The 21,851-nt window shown below is 46.8% G+C and carries 23 protein-coding genes; 13 read left to right on the top strand and 10 right to left on the bottom strand.

Annotated elements, in window-relative coordinates:
• Window positions 1–89 precede the first annotated feature (89 nt).
• The 3 genes from hprK (at window position 90) to G358_RS0113725 (ending at window position 2,993) form a co-directional block, all read left to right on the top strand.
• The gene (gene hprK, locus G358_RS0113715) at window positions 90–1,007 is read left to right on the top strand and encodes an HPr(Ser) kinase/phosphatase (protein ID WP_019637809.1); all 918 of its coding nucleotides are present in this window, start codon (window positions 90–92) and stop codon (window positions 1,005–1,007) included.
• A 142-nt stretch (window positions 1,008–1,149) separates the two neighbouring features.
• A complete protein-coding gene (locus tag G358_RS31735) occupies window positions 1,150–2,616 on the top strand; it encodes a CAP domain-containing protein (protein ID WP_019637810.1) in 1,467 nt (488 codons plus the stop codon).
• Window positions 2,617–2,711: 95 nt separating this feature from the next.
• The gene (locus G358_RS0113725; RefSeq protein WP_019637811.1) at window positions 2,712–2,993 is read left to right on the top strand and encodes a hypothetical protein; all 282 of its coding nucleotides are present in this window, start codon (window positions 2,712–2,714) and stop codon (window positions 2,991–2,993) included.
• 32 nt (window positions 2,994–3,025) lie between these two features.
• Here G358_RS0113725 and G358_RS33995 read toward each other — a convergent pair whose 3' ends face one another.
• Window positions 3,026–3,607 (bottom strand): phosphotransferase, encoded by a 582-nt coding sequence (locus tag G358_RS33995; RefSeq protein ID WP_051107685.1) that lies wholly within the window; start codon window positions 3,605–3,607, stop codon window positions 3,026–3,028.
• Between the two features lie 451 nt (window positions 3,608–4,058).
• Here G358_RS33995 and G358_RS0113735 point away from each other — a divergent pair, with 451 nt between their 5' ends.
• The 7 genes from G358_RS0113735 to G358_RS0113765 all read left to right on the top strand — a co-directional run bounded on the left by G358_RS0113735 (window position 4,059) and on the right by G358_RS0113765 (window position 11,114).
• Window positions 4,059–4,481, top strand: coding sequence for a MarR family winged helix-turn-helix transcriptional regulator (locus tag G358_RS0113735; protein ID WP_026342251.1), 423 nt, complete (start codon window positions 4,059–4,061; stop codon window positions 4,479–4,481).
• A 56-nt stretch (window positions 4,482–4,537) separates the two neighbouring features.
• Entirely contained in the window at window positions 4,538–5,371 is an 834-nt protein-coding gene (locus tag G358_RS0113740) for an alpha/beta hydrolase family protein (RefSeq protein ID WP_019637813.1), read from the top strand.
• Between the two features lie 270 nt (window positions 5,372–5,641).
• Window positions 5,642–6,646, top strand: a complete 1,005-nt coding sequence (locus G358_RS0113745) for a daunorubicin resistance protein DrrA family ABC transporter ATP-binding protein (RefSeq protein ID WP_026342252.1) — start codon at window positions 5,642–5,644, stop codon at window positions 6,644–6,646.
• On the top strand, window positions 6,643–7,458 hold the full coding sequence (locus G358_RS0113750) for an ABC transporter permease (RefSeq protein WP_019637815.1): 816 nt from the start codon (window positions 6,643–6,645) through the stop codon (window positions 7,456–7,458). The genes G358_RS0113745 and G358_RS0113750 overlap by 4 nt, the downstream gene beginning before the upstream one ends.
• Before the next feature lie 71 nt (window positions 7,459–7,529).
• Window positions 7,530–8,210, top strand: a complete 681-nt coding sequence (locus tag G358_RS0113755) for a response regulator transcription factor (RefSeq protein WP_019637816.1) — start codon at window positions 7,530–7,532, stop codon at window positions 8,208–8,210.
• A complete protein-coding gene (locus G358_RS0113760) occupies window positions 8,207–9,280 on the top strand; it encodes a sensor histidine kinase (protein WP_019637817.1) in 1,074 nt (357 codons plus the stop codon). The genes G358_RS0113755 and G358_RS0113760 overlap by 4 nt, the downstream gene beginning before the upstream one ends.
• A 325-nt stretch (window positions 9,281–9,605) precedes the next feature.
• Window positions 9,606–11,114, top strand: a complete 1,509-nt coding sequence (locus G358_RS0113765; RefSeq protein ID WP_019637818.1) for a malate:quinone oxidoreductase — start codon at window positions 9,606–9,608, stop codon at window positions 11,112–11,114.
• Between the two features lie 100 nt (window positions 11,115–11,214).
• On the opposite strand, the gene G358_RS0113770 is transcribed toward G358_RS0113765, so the two are convergent.
• Complete coding sequence (locus tag G358_RS0113770; protein ID WP_019637819.1) at window positions 11,215–12,405, bottom strand: coenzyme F420-0:L-glutamate ligase; 1,191 nt, start codon at window positions 12,403–12,405, stop codon at window positions 11,215–11,217.
• A 124-nt stretch (window positions 12,406–12,529) separates the two neighbouring features.
• On the opposite strand from G358_RS0113770, the gene G358_RS0113775 reads away from it, so the two are divergent.
• Window positions 12,530–13,414, top strand: coding sequence for a LysR family transcriptional regulator (locus G358_RS0113775; RefSeq protein ID WP_019637820.1), 885 nt, complete (start codon window positions 12,530–12,532; stop codon window positions 13,412–13,414).
• Window positions 13,415–13,454: 40 nt separating this feature from the next.
• Here G358_RS0113775 and G358_RS0113780 read toward each other — a convergent pair whose 3' ends face one another.
• Window positions 13,455–13,658, bottom strand: coding sequence for a hypothetical protein (locus G358_RS0113780; protein ID WP_019637821.1), 204 nt, complete (start codon window positions 13,656–13,658; stop codon window positions 13,455–13,457).
• A 63-nt stretch (window positions 13,659–13,721) separates the two neighbouring features.
• Here G358_RS0113780 and G358_RS0113785 point away from each other — a divergent pair, with 63 nt between their 5' ends.
• Window positions 13,722–14,210 (top strand): GyrI-like domain-containing protein, encoded by a 489-nt coding sequence (locus G358_RS0113785; RefSeq protein ID WP_019637822.1) that lies wholly within the window; start codon window positions 13,722–13,724, stop codon window positions 14,208–14,210.
• Window positions 14,211–14,277: 67 nt separating this feature from the next.
• Here G358_RS0113785 and G358_RS0113790 read toward each other — a convergent pair whose 3' ends face one another.
• The gene (locus G358_RS0113790; protein ID WP_019637823.1) at window positions 14,278–15,021 is read right to left on the bottom strand and encodes a glycosyltransferase family 2 protein; all 744 of its coding nucleotides are present in this window, start codon (window positions 15,019–15,021) and stop codon (window positions 14,278–14,280) included.
• Window positions 15,022–15,290: 269 nt separating this feature from the next.
• Here G358_RS0113790 and G358_RS30165 point away from each other — a divergent pair, with 269 nt between their 5' ends.
• Window positions 15,291–15,563, top strand: coding sequence for a winged helix-turn-helix transcriptional regulator (locus G358_RS30165; protein WP_019637824.1), 273 nt, complete (start codon window positions 15,291–15,293; stop codon window positions 15,561–15,563).
• Between the two features lie 89 nt (window positions 15,564–15,652).
• Here the strand turns inward: G358_RS30165 and G358_RS0113800 are convergent, their stop codons facing one another.
• From G358_RS0113800 to G358_RS0113825, 6 genes are all read right to left on the bottom strand, one after another.
• Window positions 15,653–16,567: a nucleoside hydrolase gene (locus G358_RS0113800; RefSeq protein ID WP_019637825.1), complete on the bottom strand. Its 915-nt coding sequence runs from the start codon at window positions 16,565–16,567 to the stop codon at window positions 15,653–15,655.
• A gap of 24 nt (window positions 16,568–16,591) precedes the next feature.
• A complete protein-coding gene (locus G358_RS0113805) occupies window positions 16,592–17,497 on the bottom strand; it encodes a DMT family transporter (protein ID WP_019637826.1) in 906 nt (301 codons plus the stop codon).
• A gap of 5 nt (window positions 17,498–17,502) precedes the next feature.
• A complete protein-coding gene (gene rbsK, locus G358_RS0113810; protein ID WP_019637827.1) occupies window positions 17,503–18,429 on the bottom strand; it encodes a ribokinase in 927 nt (308 codons plus the stop codon).
• 52 nt (window positions 18,430–18,481) lie between these two features.
• Window positions 18,482–19,324: a carbohydrate ABC transporter permease gene (locus G358_RS0113815; RefSeq protein WP_157274369.1), complete on the bottom strand. Its 843-nt coding sequence runs from the start codon at window positions 19,322–19,324 to the stop codon at window positions 18,482–18,484.
• A 17-nt stretch (window positions 19,325–19,341) separates the two neighbouring features.
• Window positions 19,342–20,202 carry a carbohydrate ABC transporter permease gene (locus tag G358_RS0113820; RefSeq protein ID WP_019637829.1) on the bottom strand — a complete coding sequence of 287 codons (861 nt, stop codon included), beginning with the start codon at window positions 20,200–20,202 and terminating at the stop codon, window positions 19,342–19,344.
• 114 nt (window positions 20,203–20,316) lie between these two features.
• Window positions 20,317–21,669 (bottom strand): ABC transporter substrate-binding protein, encoded by a 1,353-nt coding sequence (locus G358_RS0113825; RefSeq protein WP_019637830.1) that lies wholly within the window; start codon window positions 21,667–21,669, stop codon window positions 20,317–20,319.
• Between the last annotated feature and the right edge of the window lie 182 nt (window positions 21,670–21,851).

Raw genomic sequence — 21,851 nt, forward strand, 5'->3', positions numbered from 1 at the left:
ACAACCCTCCCGGGTGTTGAATATATCCGAAATCGAGTTTTGAATAACAGGCGTATTCCAGAACGCCTTAGCCGCAGGAGGAGAACATCATGAAGACGGTCACTGTTCAAAAACTTAAGGAAGCCTTCCATTTGGAAGTGCTTGCAGGAGACAGCCATATGGACCGCGTGATTACCCGTCCACGGACGCATAGACCTGGGCTGGAGTTTGTCGGGTATTTTGATTTTTTTCCTATGAATCGGGTTCAGGTGCTCGGCCGCAAGGAAATTAACTATTTGTTGACCTTATCCGTAGAGGAACGCAAGCTGCATATCGGCAACGTCGTCAAATATCACCCGCCATGCTTCATTGTGACGTCGGGGCAGCAGGAGATTCCTTATCTAATTTTGTTCTGCGAGCAGGAAGGTATCCCGCTGCTGCGGACAACGGAGACGACGACGGAATTTATCGCTAGGCTGGACAGCTATTTGATTAAAGCACTCGCGCCTGAAATATCGATCCATGGCGTATGCGTGAATGTATCGGGCATAGGCGTTCTTCTTCGGGGGAAGTCGGGGATTGGCAAGAGCGAGACAGCGCATACGCTCATTCGAAGAGGCCACCGGTTCGTGGCCGACGATATTGTGGTGCTTAAGAAGCTTGGTCCTGCAACCCTTCTCGGGACACATAATGAGACTACGCGTGAATTTCTCGCGCTGCGCAGCGTTGGCCTGATTAATGTTGTACGACAATACGGGCGCAGGGCCTTCCAAGAGGAGACGCGAATCGTACTTGACATCGAGCTGGCCCCGTGGCAGGAGAACTCCCTAAACAATGAGCTGGAAGTAGAACCTCAGTTCACGGAATATCTAGGCGTTAAAATCCCGCATATTGAAGTCCAGCTGCAACCGGGACGTGACGTCGCTGGTCTGATCGAGGCTGCAGCGAACAATTGGTACCTTAAGCAGCTTGGCTACAGCGCTGCCGAAGAGTTCATGAAGCGGATTCAAGACGAGATGCAGCAGTGATTCGGAACTTTTGAAACGGGAGATAACAAATAGAGAATAAGCTAGAGCTAGAGTCCCTCTTTATAAGGAGGGATTTTATTTTATTTTGTCGAATTATGCAGAATTGCGTAGAAGAACATCATGAGTTTAAGGGGAGATCGTCGTGGGGAAAAGTCGTTGGTTGTTAAAAATAGCTGGTGTCGTCGGCATTACGGCAGCTGTATGGATTGGAGTGACTAAGGGGATTGCGGCCGCTTCGCCGATGTTTACGGATGTGCCTGGCTCGCATTGGGCGTATGAAAAAATAATGTGGTCGAAGGATCAGGGGATAGCGAGTGGTTATCCAGATGGATCATTTAAGCCCTCCAAGTCAGTTACCGAGGCTGAATTTTTAGTCATGCTTCTGCGTACATATCCTGAACTGCAAGTAGAAGATACAAAGGCTGATGAAATATGGTATACGCCTTACTATAGGTTGGCAAAAGAGTTGAATTTACAAGTAAACCAGCAGCCCCATGAGTTGATCACACGCGGGCATGCAGCGCAATTGATGACGGGGACGATGGGGAAAGCCTTAACGGTAACGGAAGCCGTCCAATTCATGTTAGACGAGGGTTTGGCTGAAGGCAAAAATGGATCGGGCGTCGAGGGATTTGCTCCGAAAGATACTTTAACTCGTGCGGAAGCGCAGACCTTCTTCTATCGTTTGCAACAGGGAGGACGGATAGAAGACGCTCCTGCTAAGGAGGAGGAGGAAAACGTCGTAACTGGGCAGGAGGAGGATAAAACTCAGCAGGAAGGCCAAGCACCATCCGCTATGGAGCTTCTAGGCGTCCAAATCGGTGATTCCGAGGCTGACGTCATTGCTGCACTAGGACAGCCGAATCGTAAAGATAAAATAAGCAGTGACATGACATGGTACATTTATAACCGGGATTTAAAAAATTATGCCCAAATCGGAATAATGAATCAAGAGGTCGCTGCCTTATTTTCTAATGGGACAGGCTGGCGATTTGGCGGCGATAATAAGGCGAATGGACTTATCAATTTGAAATCTAGAGCGGGAAAATTATGGGAAGAAAGCACAGGTCACTCGAATAATGTTCTCTACTATCAAATGAATGATATTCAAATAACGCTGTTCACGGATAATCATGAGAATGACCGAGTTGATGGCGTATTTGTAACCAATAACAGCGATTTCGATTATGTCTACCGTATAAACGTTACCGAGGATACATTAAAGGCCTATGAGCTTCAAGTGCTCGATTTGACGAATAGCTTCCGTGTAAATAAAGGCCTGAAGCCTCTAATCTGGAATGAGAAGGCTGCTGTTGCCGCTCGCCTGCATAGCGAGGATATGGGGGTACGGGACTTTTTTGCCCATAGAAATCCTGATGGCAAGTCAGTTGGTGACCGAATGGCCGCTCAAGGCTTAACCAAATTTAAGGCAATAGGCGAAAATATTGCAGCTGGCCATACGAGTGCAATCGATGCCCACTACGGTTGGCTAAATTCGCTCGGGCATCGGAATAATATGTTGACTAGTGATTATACAGCGCTTGGAGTTGGAGTTAAGTTTATAAATGATGTTCCATTTTACACTCAAAACTTCTACACTGCGCGGTAATGATGTTAGCTTATTCACCCATGCATAATTTACAGCCGAGTTTCCAATACTATGGTTTATAATTATGACCTCGATGGTGAAGGGATGGTAGACCATTGGCTAAGCATTCAGACACTAGCTGGAAACAGGATCACCCAAGCACGTTGTTGAGCAACTCTGTTCAAAAGGCGGATCGTGCGGTGAAGCAAGCGATGTCGCATCCAGAGGGGACAACGGTTGAGCATGCTTCTAATTCAATATCCCACGCAGAAAATGCACTCTTCAATGCAGAGCAGCACAATGAACACATGGACACCGTTGAGCAATATAAAGAAAGATTAGAGCTGGCAAAGGAGCATCTGCAAGAAGTGCAGGAAATCGTTGAAGATCAAGGCTAGTTACTTATATGAGACTATAACCCCCGCAGGTTTTAATACCTTACGGGGGTTATTTTACTGCTCGGGTCCTGATTGGCCCATTCATCTAATACAACCATCCCCTTTAATCGCGGAAGCCAGGTTTGTTCCATAATATCCAGCATGTTTCGGCTTCTTGGGCGATCAGGGAACCGGGCGGCATGCCAAGCTTCCCGAGGCAAGCGGTACAAGGCAGAGGTCAATTTTCGCTCGGCGTGGTTTAGCGGACGGAGTGCTTCGTACCCTTTTAACAACGAATGCATGAAAACGGGATTAAAGTGAGTTGTGTTCATAAGGGTGGTCGCTAAGTCGACATATATAGACCCTAACTTCGAATGGTCCCAATCGATAATGAAAAGCTGGCCGTCATCGGCAATAATAACGTTATGTGTAGTAATATCGCTGTGTATCAAAGCGGGAGAGATCCTTTCCATCCTCAGTAGATTTGCCATCTCCGGGGTCTTTAATTCAGCCCAAGTCCGCTCCGAAAATTGGATACAGGCTTCTGCGAACCTTTCGAACCATCGGCGCGTCCAGAGATTCGTTTGGTTTGCTTGGCCATTCGACTGCGAAAGAGACGGTCCCGGTTTTTCCATAAGCGGATATGATCAAAAAAGGGGCTATTCAAGGAAAAGAAACAGCTGGAGGTAGTATGCAAGGAGGCAAGAGCCCGGCCAAGCTTTTCGAAATCTTCTGTTTTCTGCAGTTGCTTTTATTTGGTCAATGGTACCTGAGCGAAGTAGTACACTACGATAAAAAGGCTTCATCGCATAGGTTCCACTTTCCGTCTGTACGCGGAGGATGGCATTTTTCCGGTAAAAGGATGCAACCGGCTCCGATCTCATCGGAATCAGACCGAAGCGGCGTACAATTTTGCGTATTCGTCTTTGGGAATAGGAATTATTATAGGAATTTGCCATTGCATAGGCCCTCGTTTCATTTATTGCGTTTTAGCCAGGTTATTCATCGAGAGGGAGATATGCATGGCCTAGCGTCTACAAGCGATTAAATCTTGCAATTAATTTGACATCAAACTATAATGCAATTATGGAAACCAGAGACGTCATTTCATTAATTTCTAGAATTAGAGAGAAAGTTAATCGGTTTATTGTATCGGAGATGGCGAAGAATGGGATCGAAGGGATTGCCACTTCACATGGCGATATCATCTATGCCCTGTTTAAGACGCCCAGACTGACGATGGCGGACATATCCAAAAAGATAAATAAGGACAAGTCTACAGTGACAGCACTTGTTGATAAGCTGGTCCGGCTTGGATATGTGACAAAGGAAAGGAATATGGAGGATACGAGGGTTGTTTATGTTGCTTTAACCGAGAAGGGGAAAGAGCTGGAGCCGATCTTTGAATCCATATCCCAACAATTGTTGGACGTGTTTTACTTGGACATTTCCGATAAAGAAAAAGAAGACCTGCTTCACGTTTTAAAAAGGATTTACGGCAATTTCTAAATTTTTTTCAACAAATAGTTGGATATCAAACCAAATGGGACGAGGAGGAGATTAGCATGAGAGATTTCACGCTAGAATTGCCTGATCATGTGGAGAAATACATTGGGGAGAACGATTTATATCTGGAGGTGTTTGAGGGGGGAAACCTCTCAAAGGCAGCGGAAAGCAGACCCCCATTGCTTTTTGTACACGGGGCTTTCACGGGCAGTTGGATGTGGAGCAAATACATTCCACACTTTGCCCGGGAAGGGTGGAAATGCTATGTCATGAACTTGAGAAGCCACTACAAAAGCAGGCTCATGGACATGACCAAAATTACTTTTGAGGATTACTTGGGGGATATTAGAGAGATTATCAAAGAAGTTGTCGCGGAGTGTGGCGCAGCGCCGATCCTAATCGGATTTAGCATGGGGGGAATCTTGGGACAGAAATTAGCTGAGACCGTTGAGCTTGCCGGGCTGGTGCTGATCGATTCCGTTATAAGCCAAGAAGTTCACGAGATAGTGCCCTACGAACACTTAGAGCCTTTAACAACTGCCATCGTAATGCCGGCTCCAGTTCGTGAAGAGCAATCGAGTATAGACGAATCTGCAGAAGACATTGCATTCCAAAGAAAATATCTGGCGATGGAGTCGTCCAAGGCATATAATGCTTTTGCTTTTTCGGATGAATCAAGGGGCATATCCGTAGATAGCAGCGCCATTTCTTGCCCATGCTTGGTTATCAAGGCAGTGAGCTGTGATGATGACGATCGCCGGGGCAGAGTGACAGCAGCGCAGCTCCGTGCGGAATATAAAGAGCTCTGGAACACAACGCATACCGGCGTGCTTATAGGACAGAGGTATATGGAATCAGTAACAGCCATCATGGGCTGGTTAAAGCGATTTTAAATCAACATGATGAGTAAATAGGTACTTGTTATGGCCCAGTCCCAACTGGAGTACCAAAGTTTTTGAACAACATGAGGAGCGAAACGGGAGACTAATAAATTAAGGAATAAGGCGGCCTTCAGGGTCGCCTTTTTTGTGATAAGGAGATTTAATTGTTTATTTTTTAGTTCATATTCAGTTCATATAAGCTCTTTATCATCCGAATGTATCCAGTAAATATACACGGAAAAGGGAGGATTCATATTGAGTAATTATCAAGAAAAGAAGCCGATGGCAGCCGATGGGAATTGGGCCGTTGAAGCACAGGGACTGATTAAAACTTTTGGTGATAATCGTGCGGTTGATAAGGTAGATCTGAAAGTTCCCGCCGGTTCTATCTACGGTGTGCTCGGCCCAAATGGTGCCGGGAAGACGACGACAATCCGAATGCTGGCGACATTGCTGCGGCCGGATGAAGGTTCGGCACGGATCTTCGGATTTGATGTGGTGAAGGAGGCACAAATTGTCCGCCAATTAGTTGGGGTGACCGGTCAGTATGCCTCGGTCGATGAGGCGCTCAGTGCGACCGAGAATTTGCTCATCTTCTCGCAGTTATTAGGGCTAAGCCGTGCGAAGGCGAAGCGAAAGGCAGCGGAGCTGTTAGAGGAATTTGGTCTAACGGAAGCCGCGAAGCGTCCCTTGAAAAATTTCTCAGGCGGCATGCGCCGCAGGCTGGATTTGGCGGCAAGCCTTATTGCACAGCCGCCGCTAATCTTTTTAGATGAACCGACTACGGGGCTGGATCCGCGAACACGCAATCAAATGTGGGAGACGATCCGCCGGCTGGTGAAGGAGGGATCAACTGTACTGTTAACTACGCAATATCTGCAAGAAGCAGATGAACTGGCTGACCGGATCGCGGTTATCGATCATGGCCGTGTTGTTGCCGAGGGGACCGTAAATGAACTAAAAGCGTCAGTAGGCACCTCCTCCTTGCATTTGAGCATTCAAAATCCGCAAGACGTATGGGAGGCTCGTCAAACGGTTGATCGAATCCTGGAGGTTAGATCATCTGTCTCTTCGGAAGGGGGAAGAATTATTGCCCCGATGGGGGATGCCGATCGGGTTACGGATCTGCTGATCGCCCTTCGCGAAGCGGGAATCCAATTAGCAGAGTTCAGCGTACAGAAGCCTACTTTAGATGAAGTCTTTTTGACGATCACTGGTCAGGATAATAAAGAGAATGCAGCGATGGCTTCACATCCATTGCACAAAGAAAGCGAGGTAATGGTATGAAAAGTGCTTCAATAACTCCTGTTGCTGCACGGCAATTACGCAACAGAACCAGCTTCGGCCAATCAGTAAGAAATTCCTTAATCATGGCTTACCGGGGGCTGTTAAAGATTCGCCGCACCCCCGAGCAGTTGTTTGATGTAACGCTTCAGCCAATCATCTTCACCCTGATGTTCACTTACATTTTTGGCGGAGCGATTTCAGGAGACGTACAAAGCTATTTGCCGGTTATTATTCCCGGAATCCTGGTGCAGACTGTGATCACCACCTCGGTTGTCACTGGCGTTCAATTGCGTGAGGATATGGATAAAGGTGTATTCGACCGATTCAAATCACTGCCTATTGCCCGAATTGCCCCGTTAGCGGGAGCTCTTTTGGCGGATACCATCCGGTATACAATTGCGACAGTGCTTACTTTTACTATGGGCTATATTATGGGCTACCGACCTGAGGGAGGACTAGGGAGTGTTGCGGTTGCCGCACTTCTCGTCATTGCGTGTGCTTGGGCCATCAGTTGGATCTTTGCCTTCTTTGGCGTAATTGCGCGTACTGCATCAAGCGTTCAGGGAATTTCGATGATTGTGCTGTTCCCGCTCACCTTTGTCTCTAATGCTTTTGTGCCGGCTGAGACGATGCCTAATTGGCTGCAATGGTTTGTGAAGATTAACCCGATCTCGCACCTTGTCACGGCCATCAGGGAGCTTACCAACTCGGGAACCGTCGGTTCGGATTTGACGATCTCGCTCATTGGCGCCGCGGTTATTGTGGCCATCTTCGCACCGCTCACCGTGCGTGCCTATATGCGCCGGACTTAGTAGATATGCTTTGACAGCGGATGCCAACCGGGGATACTCTTTATTTAAAAAATAATTGAGGAATGAATACAATGACAACCATCTTAATTGTAGATGATGATCCTCACATCCGTGAATTAATTCGAGTTCTTCTTTCCAGAGAGGGCTTATCGATTGTTGAAGCAGCGGATGGAGAAGCCGCCTTATCCTTGCTCGAAAAGGACAAAATAGATCTGATAATTCTGGATATTATGATGCCCAATATGGATGGCTGGACATTTTGCCGTGAAATACGAACCTACTATTCCAGTATACTCCCCATTTTAATGTTAACGGCAAAAGGAGAGACCGCTCAGAAAGTCAAAGGGTTTGATCTCGGAACGGATGACTATATGGTCAAACCCTTTGCTGCAGCTGAGCTCGTTGCTCGGGTCAAAGCGCTGCTCAAGCGCCATAAAATTACCGTATCCAAGCAGATTGAAATCGGGGATGTCTTGATAGACCGTGCTTCCTATAGAATTTTTATTGGGAATCAGGAGCAGACCTTGCCGTTGAAAGAGTTTGAGCTGTTGTTCAAGCTGGCAACACACCCGCAGCGGACTTTTTCACGGGAACAATTGATTGAAGATATTTGGGGATTTGACTACGAGGGGGATGAGCGAACGGTTGATGTCCACATCAAGCGTTTACGGCAACGTTTTGCTTACGAAGATTGCCCCTTTAAAATTACAACAATCCGTGGACTCGGTTATCGTCTGGAGGTCACCCCTTGAAGCTGATGGAAATGACAAAGCAAATTTCAGGTTTATTGGCACTCCTATTAACCCTGATGTTATCTTGGTCCTGTGCCTACTGGTTTACATCTTGGCTTTTTGAGGCAATTCACTATGTTCCTAGCGATTATGTAAGCCTGTTAATCAATTCGTTATTGGGACTTTTCCTATTTGGCTTTTGCATGGCTATTATAGCGAACATCAAATGGGTAAAAAATCGCCAAGAAAAATTTCTGCATCCGATCATTCAGGCCATGAAAATGATGGCTGAAGGAAACTTTAATATCGATCTTTCTTATTATGGAAATCAACATCAGGGACGAGGTCACCCCTATTCCAGAATTGTTGAAAGTATTAGAGATATGGCAGGAAAACTCAGTGCAATGGAGGAAATGCGGCAAGAATTTATTTCGAATGTCTCACATGAAATCCAGTCTCCGTTAACTTCGATTAGTGGGTTTGCCCATGCGTTAAAGAACGAGGAGTTAAGTCCTGATGAACGTAAGCATTACTTAGAAATTATAGAAATGGAAAGCAGCAGGCTTTCGAAATTGAGTGAAAATTTACTGAAACTCACTTCGCTAGAGTCTGATAAATTTCTTTTTGACCAACAAAGCTATCGATTAGACCGCCAGCTTCGCCGAAGTATTCTGGCCATTGAACCGCAATGGGCGGAAAAGCAAATCAATATGGACATTTCTCTCGAAGAATTAACCGTCACTGCCAATAAGGATCTGATGGAACAAGTATGGATGAACCTGCTCCATAACAGTATTAAATTCACACCTAGAGAAGGGAGCATCAGGATTGAAGCGCTGAAGGCACCCGATAATCATCTCATTGTGAAGATCCAAGATACTGGAATTGGCATGGATAAAGAAACGCTAATGCATATATTTGAAAGATTCTATAAAGCGGATCCATCAAGAAACCGCAATTTCGGGGGCAGTGGCCTAGGTTTATCCATTGTCAAAAAAATAGTCGATTTGCATAGTGGCGTCATTCAAGTCCAAAGTGAACCGGGAAAGGGAACCGAAGTAACCATAACATTAAAGCAAACTTTCGATTAAAGTCTGTATGGAGAACGAGAACGCAGAAGGCCCAAAAGAACAGACCGATGCCGTAATTCCTCACGAGGAGCTATGGCTTTTTTTACATAGGGCCAAATAAACAAATGCCAAGGGTTCTTTAGAATTCTAAATCGATTTAAATTATCATATTTATACTAAATAAATATTTAAATCTATCAGTATTATTGATACACTATGATCAGGTAAAAGAAATTATGAATTTGATCCAGAAAAGGTGTGTGACCAGGTTCCGCACTGGCTGCTGTGATGCCTAGCAGGAGCGCTACATCCTTTCTGCAAATATTAGGGTATAAGGACGGTAAAAATGAGTAACAGACAAACGAGTACAGATGTTATCTTAATTGGTGCCGGGATTATGAGTGCAACTTTGGGGACACTGCTGAAACAATTAGTACCGGACTGGGAAATTACAGTGTTTGAGAAGCTTGCCAACGCAGGAGAGGAAAGCTCTAACGAATGGAATAATGCAGGAACGGGACATGCAGCGCTGTGCGAGCTTAACTATACCACCGAGAAACCGGACGGATCTGTAGATGTGAGCAAAGCGATCAAAATTAACGAACAGTTCCAGGTTTCCATGCAGTTCTGGTCTTATCTTGTAAATAGCAATCTCATCCGTAATCCGCAGGATTTTATCGCGCCATTGCCTCATATGAGCTTTGTACAAGGCAAGAAGGATGTGTCGTTTCTAAAGAAACGTTTTAAAGCGCTATCAAACAATCCTTTATTCCGGAATATGGAGTTTTCCGACGACCCGGACAAACTAATGGAATGGATTCCGCTGATGATGAAAGACCGTCCAGCCAATGAGCCTATAGCGGCGACAAGAATCGAGTCGGGGACGGATGTCAATTTCGGTGCTTTAACGCGCATATTGTTCGAGCAATTAAATGGCCAAGGCGTTGATATAAAATATAAACATAGTGTAGATAATATAAAGCGTACAAGCGACGGCTCGTGGGAATTGAAAGTACGGAACGTCGATACCGGCAGCGCCGAGTACCATGCTGCGAAGTTTGTCTTCATTGGCGGCGGGGGAGGAAGCCTGCATCTGCTGCAGAAATCCGGCATTCCGGAAGGTAAACATATCGGAGGCTTCCCGGTAAGCGGACTGTTTATGGTGTGCAACAATCCCGAGGTGATAGAACGGCATCATGCCAAAGTATACGGCAAGGCTAAGGTCGGTGCTCCTCCTATGTCCGTTCCGCATCTCGATACAAGATTTATCGGCAATAAAAAGTCGCTGCTGTTTGGACCGTTTGCCGGCTTCTCGCCGAAATTTTTAAAATCCGGCTCTATGTTTGATTTGATTACGTCTGTAAAACCGGATAATCTTGTAACGATGCTGGCAGCAGGGGCCAAAAACATTCCATTGACAAAATACTTGATCCAGCAAGTGATGCTGTCCAAAGAAAAGCGGATGGAAGAACTGCGGGAATTTATCCCGAACGCGAAAAGCGAAGATTGGGATTTGGTGATAGCGGGCCAACGCGTGCAGGTTATCAAAGATACGGATGCCGGCAAAGGGACGCTGCAATTTGGTACCGAAGTCATTAGCGCTGCCGATGGCTCGATCGCTGCATTGCTCGGCGCTTCTCCGGGTGCTTCAACCGCGGTTTCCGTCATGCTTGAAGTGATCACCAAGTGCTTCCCGCAATATATGGAGGCGTGGGAGCCGAAAATCAAAGAGATGATTCCTTCTTACGGTGCATCACTGCTAGCAAACGCGGAGCTTACCGAGGAAGTTCAGGCTTCAAGCGCGCGGTCGCTTGGTCTTAGCGGTGAAGACCTTCCGGTTGAAATGCACGCATAGCTCTATTCCGCTATAATTTCATTATTTTACGTCAAAAAAGAGAGATCTCCTGCTTTCGCAAGAGGGTCTCTCTTTTGATTTAAGAATTAATGTTTAGGTATTACTTTGTAAAGTTATCGAAATAGCCTTGAATAAACACGATCGGCGTGCCTTTGTCTCCGCTTCCTGAAGTCAGATCGGACAGAGAGCCGATGAGGTCCGTAAGCTTTCTAGGCGTAGTGCCTTGGGTTTCCATCGATCCTACGAGATCGTCACTTTTATTGCTGATGTAATCGGAAATAGCCTGCTTAAGCTCGTCGCCGCTTAAGTCCGCAAAGTTGTTATCCGCAAGATATTTCAACTTGATTTCATTTGGCGTTCCTTCCAGGCCGGCAGTGTAAGCGGGCGATACGACTGGGTCAGCCAACTCCCATATTTTCCCGACCGGGTCTTTGAATGCCCCGTCCCCATAAATCATAACTTCCACATTTTTACCCGTCTTCTCCATAAAAATTTGCTGGATCTTGTCGACGGTCTGCTGACAGTTACGAGGGAAAAGCTTGATTTCATCTTCCGTTGATTTATTCGATCCGAGCAAGCCGTATTCTTCATTAAATCCGCTATGGTCAATAGATTCCGCCAGGATGTCGTCAAGGCTGTAGACGATCTCCCCGCCATTGGCTTTCAAAATCTTCATCGTTCTGAAGCGGGAATGGATGTCGCAGGTCAGCACATTTTTGGTGTAGTCGAGAATCGTTTTTGGGCTATTGGAGAAAATGACCTCGCACTCGGTTCCCTGTTCTTCCACTAAAGTTTTATAGTAATCAATATAATCAATGCCAGTAAACGTATGCTTATTATAGCCAAAAAGCTCACGGAATCGTGCCTCCGTCAGCACATCCGTCCAAGGATTAACGCCTTTTTCATCAAGCGCGTCGAGATCGACCAAGTGGTTGCCAACTTCATCGGAAGGATAGCTCAGCATTAACACGATCTTCTTAACGCCTTTGGCGATGCCGCGGAGACAGACAGCAAAGCGGTTGCGGCTTAAAATCGGGAAGATCACGCCAACCGTTTCGTCACCGAACTTGGAAGCAACATCTTTTGCGATATGATCAATCGTAGCATAATTGCCTTGAGCACGGGCGACAATGGATTCTGTGATGGAAACAATATCTTTATCCCGAATTTGAAAGCCTTCAACTTCGGCAGCTTTTAATACGCTGTCTACAACGATATCCTCTATATGATCGCCTCGTTTGATGATCGGGCAACGAAGGCCCCTAGCGACTGTTCCAACTACTCTTTCCAATACGTTCATCTCCTTAAGATGATTAAGTTTATCTACATTATCTAACCGCCTACTTGTAATATACATCAGCTTAGTGGTATAAGTTAAATTAATATATCGAATATAGGGTATAAGGGGTGATTATATGATAAGCAAATTGGATCTATATAAAATCTTTAGCCAGGTTGCGAAAAGTGAAAGCTTTTCCAGAGCAGCCAAAGAGCTTTATATGACACAGCCGGCTGTCAGCCAGGCGATCATGCAATTAGAAAAAGATTTAGATACACGGCTTTTTAATCGAACGCCCAAAGGGGCTACTTTGACGAATGAAGGCAGCCTTCTATTTGAATACGTGAACTCGGCGATGAATTTGCTGCAAACGGGTGAAGAAAAAATAATGGAATTTAAAAATCTGACAGCCGGTGAATTGAAAATTGGCGTAGGGGATACGATTTCCAGATATTTTTTACTGCCTTATTTAGAGGCTTTTCATAATGAATATCCCAATATTAAGTTTACGATTGTGAACGGCACAACGATAGAGCTTTGTGCGGTTTTAAAATCAGGCGAGGTGGACATTACGATTTGCAATCTCCCCATTGAAGATTCTTCGCTAGAGGTAAGACCCTGCTTTGATATCCAGGATACGTTTGTTTATGGAGAAAGGTTTGCAAAAATTTTGTCACAGCCGGTAAGTCTTCATGAATTGGTGAAGCTTCCCCTGATTTTTCTCGAAACGAAATCCAATTCACGAAAATACGTGGAAGATTACATGATCTCTAAAGGGATCAAGATTGCGCCGGAGTTTGAATTAGGCTCGCATGATTTATTATTGCAGTTTGCTAAAATTAATTTGGGAATCGCTTGTGTAACGAAAGAGTTTTCCCAGGAATATTTATCGAAAGGGCTGCTGTCCGAAGTACAGCTGTTAGAGGAAATTCCAAGGAGAAGCATAGGGGTATGCAACATAAAAAGTGTACCGCTATCGTCAGCTGCCACGAAGTTTGTGGAGCTATTGGAGAATAAATGAGCTGTCCGTTCCCGCAGGAATGGACAGCTTTAACCTTTTATTAGGTTAAGTCCACGACCACTTTAATCGTTTCTTTAGCCTCGATCGCCTTATTGAATGCTGCTTGAATGTCGTCCAATTTATACACCTGTGTCACCATGGTGCCGATCGGTGTCTTCTTCTCATTGATATGGGCAATGACCTTCGTGATATCTTCGTGGTTATAGCTTTTCTGCGGAAAACTATTGAATAAGAAAGTATACATTCAAAAAAAACATATGAATAATTTTTTATACCATGATAGCATCCAAAATGTAGGAAATAACATATGAGAAAGGAAGATCAAGCTATGGATATTAGAGTCGAAACTTTCCCAAATTACCGCCTGGCATATGTACGGCAAATTGGTCCTTATGGTCCTGCCAACGTTCAGGCAATGGAAGAGCTAAAAAGTTGGGCGAGGGAGAAAAAACTGCTCACTGAACCAGCTGTTTTATTCGGAATTCCCCAAGATAACCCGCAAATAACGCCGCCTGAGAAATGCAGATATGATGCATGTATTACTATTACAGAAGAGGACCAAATTGATGACTTCGTCTCCGAAAGTAAACTTGACGGCGGGGATTATGCGATTTTCAGAATCAATCATACAGCAGAGGATATTCAAAGAGCATGGGTGGAAATTTTCCCAGCTTTGCACCGCATGGGACTCCAAACTGCCAACAAACCGATTTTAGAAAAATACACTGATGATTTGGTTAACAATCACTTGTGCGAACTATGTGTGCCAATAAAAAAGGAGCCCCCATTTTTGTAGAATGGCTCTCCTTAATTATCGTTTTTTAGACTTGCAAGGCACGCTCATTGTAAGAGAACATGTTCAACTATGGAGCACTCATTGGCGTACGCTGCACGAACTTCTTGTAATTTTGGACATTGGGGATTCTTTTATGGTGAGAGAGAAGCTTTTTATCGCTGATGACCCAAGTATGGCTGGATGAGTCTTTTCGACGTACGGCGACAAAATTATATTTTCCTGCGGAGTAGACCTTGTATCCCTGCTTTTTGCTTCTGAGGCAAAAAAGATCGTCTTCCCCGACGTTCTGATCGGGAAATTGTACTTTATTTAACACCTGCCGTTTAATGAACAACGTCGCACCGGGAAGTTTAGTGACCGGTCTGTTCTCGTCCTGGTGAAAACGCAGAATCAAAGTTTTAGACCCGCGTAAGTACATATAGTGGGCCCGTTTTCCAACAACATCCGCATTTGCTTTATGCAATGCCTGCAGGCTGTCTTTTAAATAGTAGGGTGCGTAATAATCATCGTCATCGAACTTGGCAATGTAGCTGTATTTCGTTTTGCTGACAGCATAGTTTAGGCAAGCACCGAGAGAGCTGCGGCCTGCAACGCGGTAGACTTGGATGTTCCGGTTTTTTCTAGCTAAACGCTGATAAGGCTCAAGCGGTATTTTATCGTTGTTTACAATAATGATAAGTTCCTTTTTCGGATAGCGCTGTCGAATGTAATTATGAAGCAGGTTGTTTAAAAAACTCTGACGAATCGTACAGGTAATGATGGAAACTCCCTGTGGCCTCTGTTTCATAGAGTCTTTCGATCTCGATCCCATTACATCGCTCCCCCTATCCGTGATGATTAATAGCAGCTTACTCTACATTATGTATACGGAAAAGAAGAGTAACGGCATATCCACCAAGTTGGCAAGAATAAGATATATTATGTTGGAAGATATGAGATTACCCGACGGTCATCTGCTTTATAGAATGAATCAACCAAAAATAATAGTTAATCGCCGAACACGGTAGAGGAGCCGTTTTACTTCCTGAATAACAATGCGGTATCCTCATTTAAGATAAATCAGGAAAGGAGTTACTCGCTTTGGGTGACCAGCATTTTAAAGAAACGGTGGAACTGACTTTGAAGGTGATCGGCGGGAAGTGGAAGCCGGTAATTTTATGCCACTTGACGGAAGGCACGCACCGATTTGGAGAATTGAGACGAGAAATGCCGCAAATTACGCAAAAAATGCTGACGCAGCAGCTGCGTGAATTAGAAAAAGCCGCGATTATCAATCGCAAGGTTTATGACCAGGTGCCGCCTAAGGTGGAGTATTCATTGACTGAGTATGGGCTAACTGTGAAGACGATTTGAGCAAATTCAAGCTCAAAGCTTAATATAGGCTGGATTTAAAAAGGGACAAGAGACCTCTTCATTTGAGGAATCTTGTCCTTGTTTTTGACTTATGCGAAGGTTTTCACCGCTTCATACAGCATGTCCAGCAGCCTTTGGCTCGACACGCTAACGGCGAAGTTCACGTTTTTCGCCCGGTTGGTCCGGCCTCTGAGGTCTACGACCGTTTGCCCACGGGTAAACTCGCCGCTGAGTTCAATTTCTACGTTGCAATGCTGCGTTTCGAACAGCGACGGGTCAATCAGGTAGGCAACGGCGCAGGGATCGTGCATTCCTTCGACCCGATCGTTCCGGAAATAATAGTCCAGCATCGCGGCGATCGCCTGTCCTGTTTGGTTGCCGATGTTTCGTATACGCTCGATATCCTCGATATACATCGGTACTTGGTACGTCACGTTCAGACCGAACATCGTGATCGGAATACCGGAACGGAACACGGTCTGCGCCGCCTCAGGGTCGACGTAGATGTTGAATTCTGCCACCGGGGTCCCGTTCCCCTCCGTGCTCGAACCACCCATGATGGAGAGCTGCTCGATGCGTCCGATAACCTCCGGATACTCAGTCAGCAGTAGAGCCACGTTGGTGAGCGGGCCGATAGCCACGATCGTCACCTTTTGTTCGCTTGCCATAATAACTTCACGCATCGCGTCTATCGCGGACTGTTCAATTACGGACAGCGTTGTATCTCCCAATTCCACCCCGCCGAATCCCGAATCGCCATGGGCTTTCTCGGCAACCACCAGCTCACCGTACAGCGGGCCTGTCGCTCCTCTGGCAACCGGGATGTCCGGCCGCCTGATGAACGACAGCAGCTTGAGCGTATTGGCGGTAATTTTCTCGCTGGTCTGGTTGCCGGCGCAGGTCGTAATCAGTTTGATGTCCAGCTGCTCCGAAGCTGCGGCGAGCAAAATGGCCAGAGCGTCGTCGATTCCTGGATCGCAGTCAATAATAATCGGTTTTACCATGGTGATCCTCCGTTTCTTCATCCATTAACTAAGCAATTTGATGGCGATGACTCCGCCGAAGATCAGGGCGATGCCGAGCATCTCGGTTTGCGCCATTTTTTCCTTCAAGACGACTCGCGCATAGAGCACGATCAACAAGATATTTCCCGAAATAATGGCTGACACTAGCCCCGTTACGCCCAGCTTAAAAGCCGGGAGGATAAAGATCATGGCCAGAAAATTCGTTAAGCCGATGGTCATGCCCCATAATAGGGTCCTGTGAGTGGCTGGGGTAGCCGCCTCTATAACTTTCCCGTTACCCCCGGCATGCGGATGCTCGCTCCGGTCCGTGCGTCCTCGTTCCTTGGATTGCTGCCAGCGCCAGGTGGCAAAGAACAGGATCGCTCCGGTACCGAACATCAGGATCAGCGTAGGCAGTGTCTCTGCGCCCTGTAGGACGGATATTTTACACAGAATATCCGTCATCCCAAAGAACAGCATAGCCAGCAGGCCCCACTGCGACCCCTGCAAATGCCGCCAGGAGAGCTGGTTAGAATAGCTGATCAGGAACACGCCAGAGAAGATGGTCAGGAAGGCCAGACCTTGGCCAAGGCTCATCGTCTCTCTCCACAGCAGGAAGGAAAGCGAAGTTACGACCAGCGGCGACGTGCCTATTAAGATGGCAATTAAAGAGGCTTTGCCCGCGGCATATGCCTTGTACATAGACGAGTTGGATACATAAGCGAACGCGCCGACCCATATGCCAAGCAGGGCGCCTGAATTCCATACCTGTCCGATGAATAAATTCAGAATGACGGACAGGAGGAAGGCTCCGATATAAGCGCCCAGCAGCAGCAGGTTCCGATCGAAGCCCTTGCGGGAGGACCATTGAAACATAATGGCTCTAACCCCGTAGATGATGGCTACGCATATTGCAAATATCAGCCACATACCGCCTAGCTCCCGTGGCGTTCGCGTAAAAATTGCTCAATCTCCCCACGGGTAGGGATCGAGTTCGCCGCCCCTTTCCGGGTAACCGCAATAGCCGCCGCCGCGGAGGCGAATCGAAGCTTCTCCTCGGTGGAGAGCGGCGAGCGCAGCAGCGTGGCCCAGGCTCCGATGAACGTATCACCTGCGGCCGTCGTATCCACCGCATTGACTTGGAATGCCGGTACATCGATTTTGACCAGCGACGTATTCATATACGACGTGCCTTTCTCGCCTAAAGTCAGAATGACTTCCCGCGAACCCTTATGAATCAGGCAGCGCAGCGCTTCCTCGGCTTGCTCCGCGCTGCCTGCAGAAATTCCTGTAATCGTTTCGATTTCGGTTTCGTTCAATATGAGCAAGTCTATTTTCTGCAACAGCTCATCTGAAATGGAGGTGGCCGGAGCGGGATTGAGGATAATGAAGACCCCTTTCCGGCGGGCTTCTTCAATCACCATTTCGTTCGTCTCCCATGGAATTTCGTTTTGCAGCAGCAAAAGATCCGTTTGTTCAAGTATGGAAAGGGATGAGCGAATATCGTCCGGGTTCATTTTGCCGTTGGCGCCTTCGGACAATATGATCGTATTCTCCCCTTTATCGTTGACGTTAATAAAGGCCAAGCCTGAGAAGCCCTCTTTGGACATAACGAGGCTCGTATTCACCCCGTACCCTTGCACCGTGGCAAGGAGCTGGTTCGCGAAGGAATCCTGACCGACCGAACCGATCATCGTTACATTTCCGCCGGCCAATGAAGCTGCAATCGCCTGGTTGGAGCCTTTTCCGCCGCATAGGTATTCCGCTCCCAATCCTTTTACGGTCTCGCCAGCCTCCGGAAATTCGTGCACGCGGTTAATGATGTCCATATTAATGCTGCCGACGACTAAAATATTCAACAAATCGACTCACATCCGTTTTAGTTTAATTAAGTTGTGTGTAGTAACTGCATGGTTAACCTTCTTTGGAACCTGAATTTGCAACACCTTGCACAAAATAACGCTGGAACAACAAAATCAATATTACCGGTACGATGACAGCAATAATGGTAGCGGCAAACATCTCGTTCCAGGCCGTCGCGTGCTCTGTCGTGAACATGCTGATGGCTACCTGAATGACACGGTATTTCTCCGAACGCGTCACGATCAATGGCCACATGAAGGATTCCCATTGGAAAATGAAGGTGAGCAGCGCCGCACTGATCGTAACCGGTTTACAGAGAGGCATAATAATTCCCAAGTAAATTTTCCACCAGGAGGCGCCTTCAAGGCGTGCTGCTTCGATCAAAGACATCGGAAGATCCATGAAAAATTGTCGGTACAAGAAAATGACCAGCCCGTTGGCAATCCCGGGAATAATCAAACCGTAATAGCTGTCGATCCATCCAATGCCGTTCATCAAGCTGTATAGTGGAATGGAGATGACTTCAAACGGGATCATAAAGCTGAATATGACGAGGCCGAATAGAATTTCGCTGCCTTTAAATGTGAACTTGGCAAAAGCGAAAGCCGCCATCGAGTTGAATATGACGCTAAAAAGAACGGTTGTTAAGGCAATGAAGAACGTGTTCACCACGATGGGACCGTAGCCTCTTAGCGCAAACAGATTCGTATAGGCCTCCCAGGTGAAATCGGTGGGAATGAATGTGCGCCAAGAGATCGGAGAGACGTAACGGAAAATGTCATCCACCGGCCGAAAGGAAGAAACCAGCGCGAAGATAAGTGGAAAAAAGACGATCACGAGCAACACCAAATGAATGGTATAGAGAAGCCATTTTGAGGTACTCTTCAAGGTCACAACCTCTTTCTGTTGACTTAATGTTTAGGTTTGAGCAGTTTGAATTGCGCCGCAATGATGATCAGAATTAGCACCAAAAGCATCATGACGATTGCCGAGGCTCTGCCAAGATCGGAGTATTGAAACGCGCTGTTGAAGCTCTCGTTCATCAGAACGTTCGTGCTGTTCTCCGGACCGCCTTTGGTCAAAATATACATTGGCGAGAACATGAGGAAGTTGATGACGGTGTCTGTTACCGTGACAAAGATTAGCGGACGCTTCAGCATCGGAAACGTGACGTTCTTGAAGCGTTCCCAGCGTCCGGCGCCGTCAATCGCGGCAGCTTCGTACAAGGAGCCGGGGATTTCCTGAAGTCCGGCCAGGAGGAATACGGACCAGTAACCGACGCCTCTCCAGGTGGAGATGGCGATAATGACCCATAGCGCCTGCTCGCTGCTGCCGAGGAACGGCTGTGCTGGAAGGCCCAAAGCGACCAGAATCGAGTTGACGATCCCTTGCTCCTGATTGAGCAGAAGCGCCCACAGTACGCAGGCAATCGGCTGGGATACGGCAATAGGGATGAAGTGGATCGAGCGGAAGAAGCCGATGCCCTTCAGCTGAATATTCAGCAGCAGCGCCAGCAACAGGGCAAGCCCGATTTGCAGCGGATTTATGACTACGTTCATCAGTAGCGTTACTTTAACGGAATTCCAGAAGACGGGGTCCTTGAGTAAGGTCACATAATTGTCCAAGGCAACGAAGATTTTCTCGCCTTGCAGGAAAGTCGGGCTGTACAAGCTTTCATTCAATCCTTGAAAGATAGGTAACAGCTTGAACACGATTATTCCGAATAGCGCCGGGAATAAAAATAAATAGGGTACATACGTTTTTTCACGCATCGCTTGCATTTCACCGCCGTTAGTCTTAGTCAGCAAGTATGGGGGGAGGCAGCTCTTCAACTTGCCGTCGATCTTCCCCCCATTGAAACCTACTGCTGAATCATGATGCTCGTCCTACTTTTTCAGTGAATCGTATTTTTTCAACAAGCGGTCGCTTTGCTCCGCTGCCTGATCGAGGGCTTTCTTCGGATCGGATCCGGCCTTTATATCTTCGTAAGCTTTGGTCAGCAGGGACTCCCATTCCAGATAGCCAGGGGATACCGGACGAGGCACTGCCGTATTTTGCGCTTCAAATGCCGCCAAGCGGAATACGCTCGACGGGAATTCCTCAAATTTCGGATCGGTAGTAATGAAATGAAGAACCTCTTTGCTCGCTGGCAATTCATTGCGCTGCTCGAACCAGAACTTGGCGCCTTCGCCCGTTGTCGCGAATTTGATGAATTCTGCGGCGGCCTCCTTCTTGTCAGAGAAGCTGGAGAGCCCAAGGTGGAAACTGCCCGTAGGCGTGGCTGCTTTGTTACCGTTAAAGTAAGGGAACGGCGCTGCGCCAAAAGGAACGCCTCTTTCCGTGAACATTTTGATATAAGCTGTCGAGCCGATCATCATCGCCGTCTTGCCGGTTGCAAAGTATTCCACCGTTTCGTCAGGAGTAATTTTCGGGCTGATCTTCCAGGTGTTGAACGTGTCATAATAGAACTTGGCAGCCTGCACCATTTTGTCGGAGTTCGTGAATCCTTGTGCCGTGAAGCCATCCTTGCTGATGACTTCAGCATCCAGGCTGTTCGCCAGGGGGAGCAATTGATATGGACGTCCTACTTGGCGGAAGGTAAAGCCGAATATGTCGGTTTGGCCGTCTCCGTTCTGATCGAAAGTCAGCTTCTTGGCGAGTTCAACCGTATCTTCCCAGGTCATGCGCTTATCAGGATCTTGGGCAGGGAGATCGATACCTTTCTCTGCAAAAATATCTTTGTTGTAATAAAGCACGTCCGTCGACGTATTCATCGGGGCAGCCATAAACTTGCCATCATAGCTTCCCGCTTGGAGCGATGCGTCGACCCATTTTGCTTTTTCATCATTGCTGAAGTAACTGTCGAGCGGCTCCAGAAATCCTTTAACCGTGTAGTTGGATACGAGCGGGCCATCGACCATGAAGACATCGAATGACGGTTTCTTGGAATTCATTTGCACTTCGATGCCTTCCAGCATTTGACGGAACGGCAGAGACACGAAGTTAATTTTAATGTTAGGGTTTTGCTCTTCGAACTTCGTTGCAAGCGCTTGCAAATCATCGGCCCAAGTGGACACGACCATAAAGTCGACTTCCGTTTTATTTCCGCTGTTTGCTTTGCCGCCGTTTTCGGCAGCGCCTGAAGCCGGTTTTTCTGCCTGGTTGCTACCCTTGGCGCATCCTGCAACGATCGACATAAGCATCATTAAGGATACCAATAAAAGAGATAATTTTCTCACTGATGAATTCCCCCTGGATGAATTGTGATTTTGGCTGTTGTCTACCTCTTGTAATCTTGCTTTGGTAATGGAAATCTCTTAGGCTTTTCGATTTGCGGAAATCCCTCCTTATATGCATCCAACCCAAATGCTCAAAACGTGTAACCGGTTACACAATAGGACAAAAACTTATTTCATTTTCG

The organism is Paenibacillus fonticola DSM 21315 (assembly GCF_000381905.1).
GTDB lineage: Bacteria > Bacillota > Bacilli > Paenibacillales > Paenibacillaceae > Fontibacillus > Fontibacillus fonticola.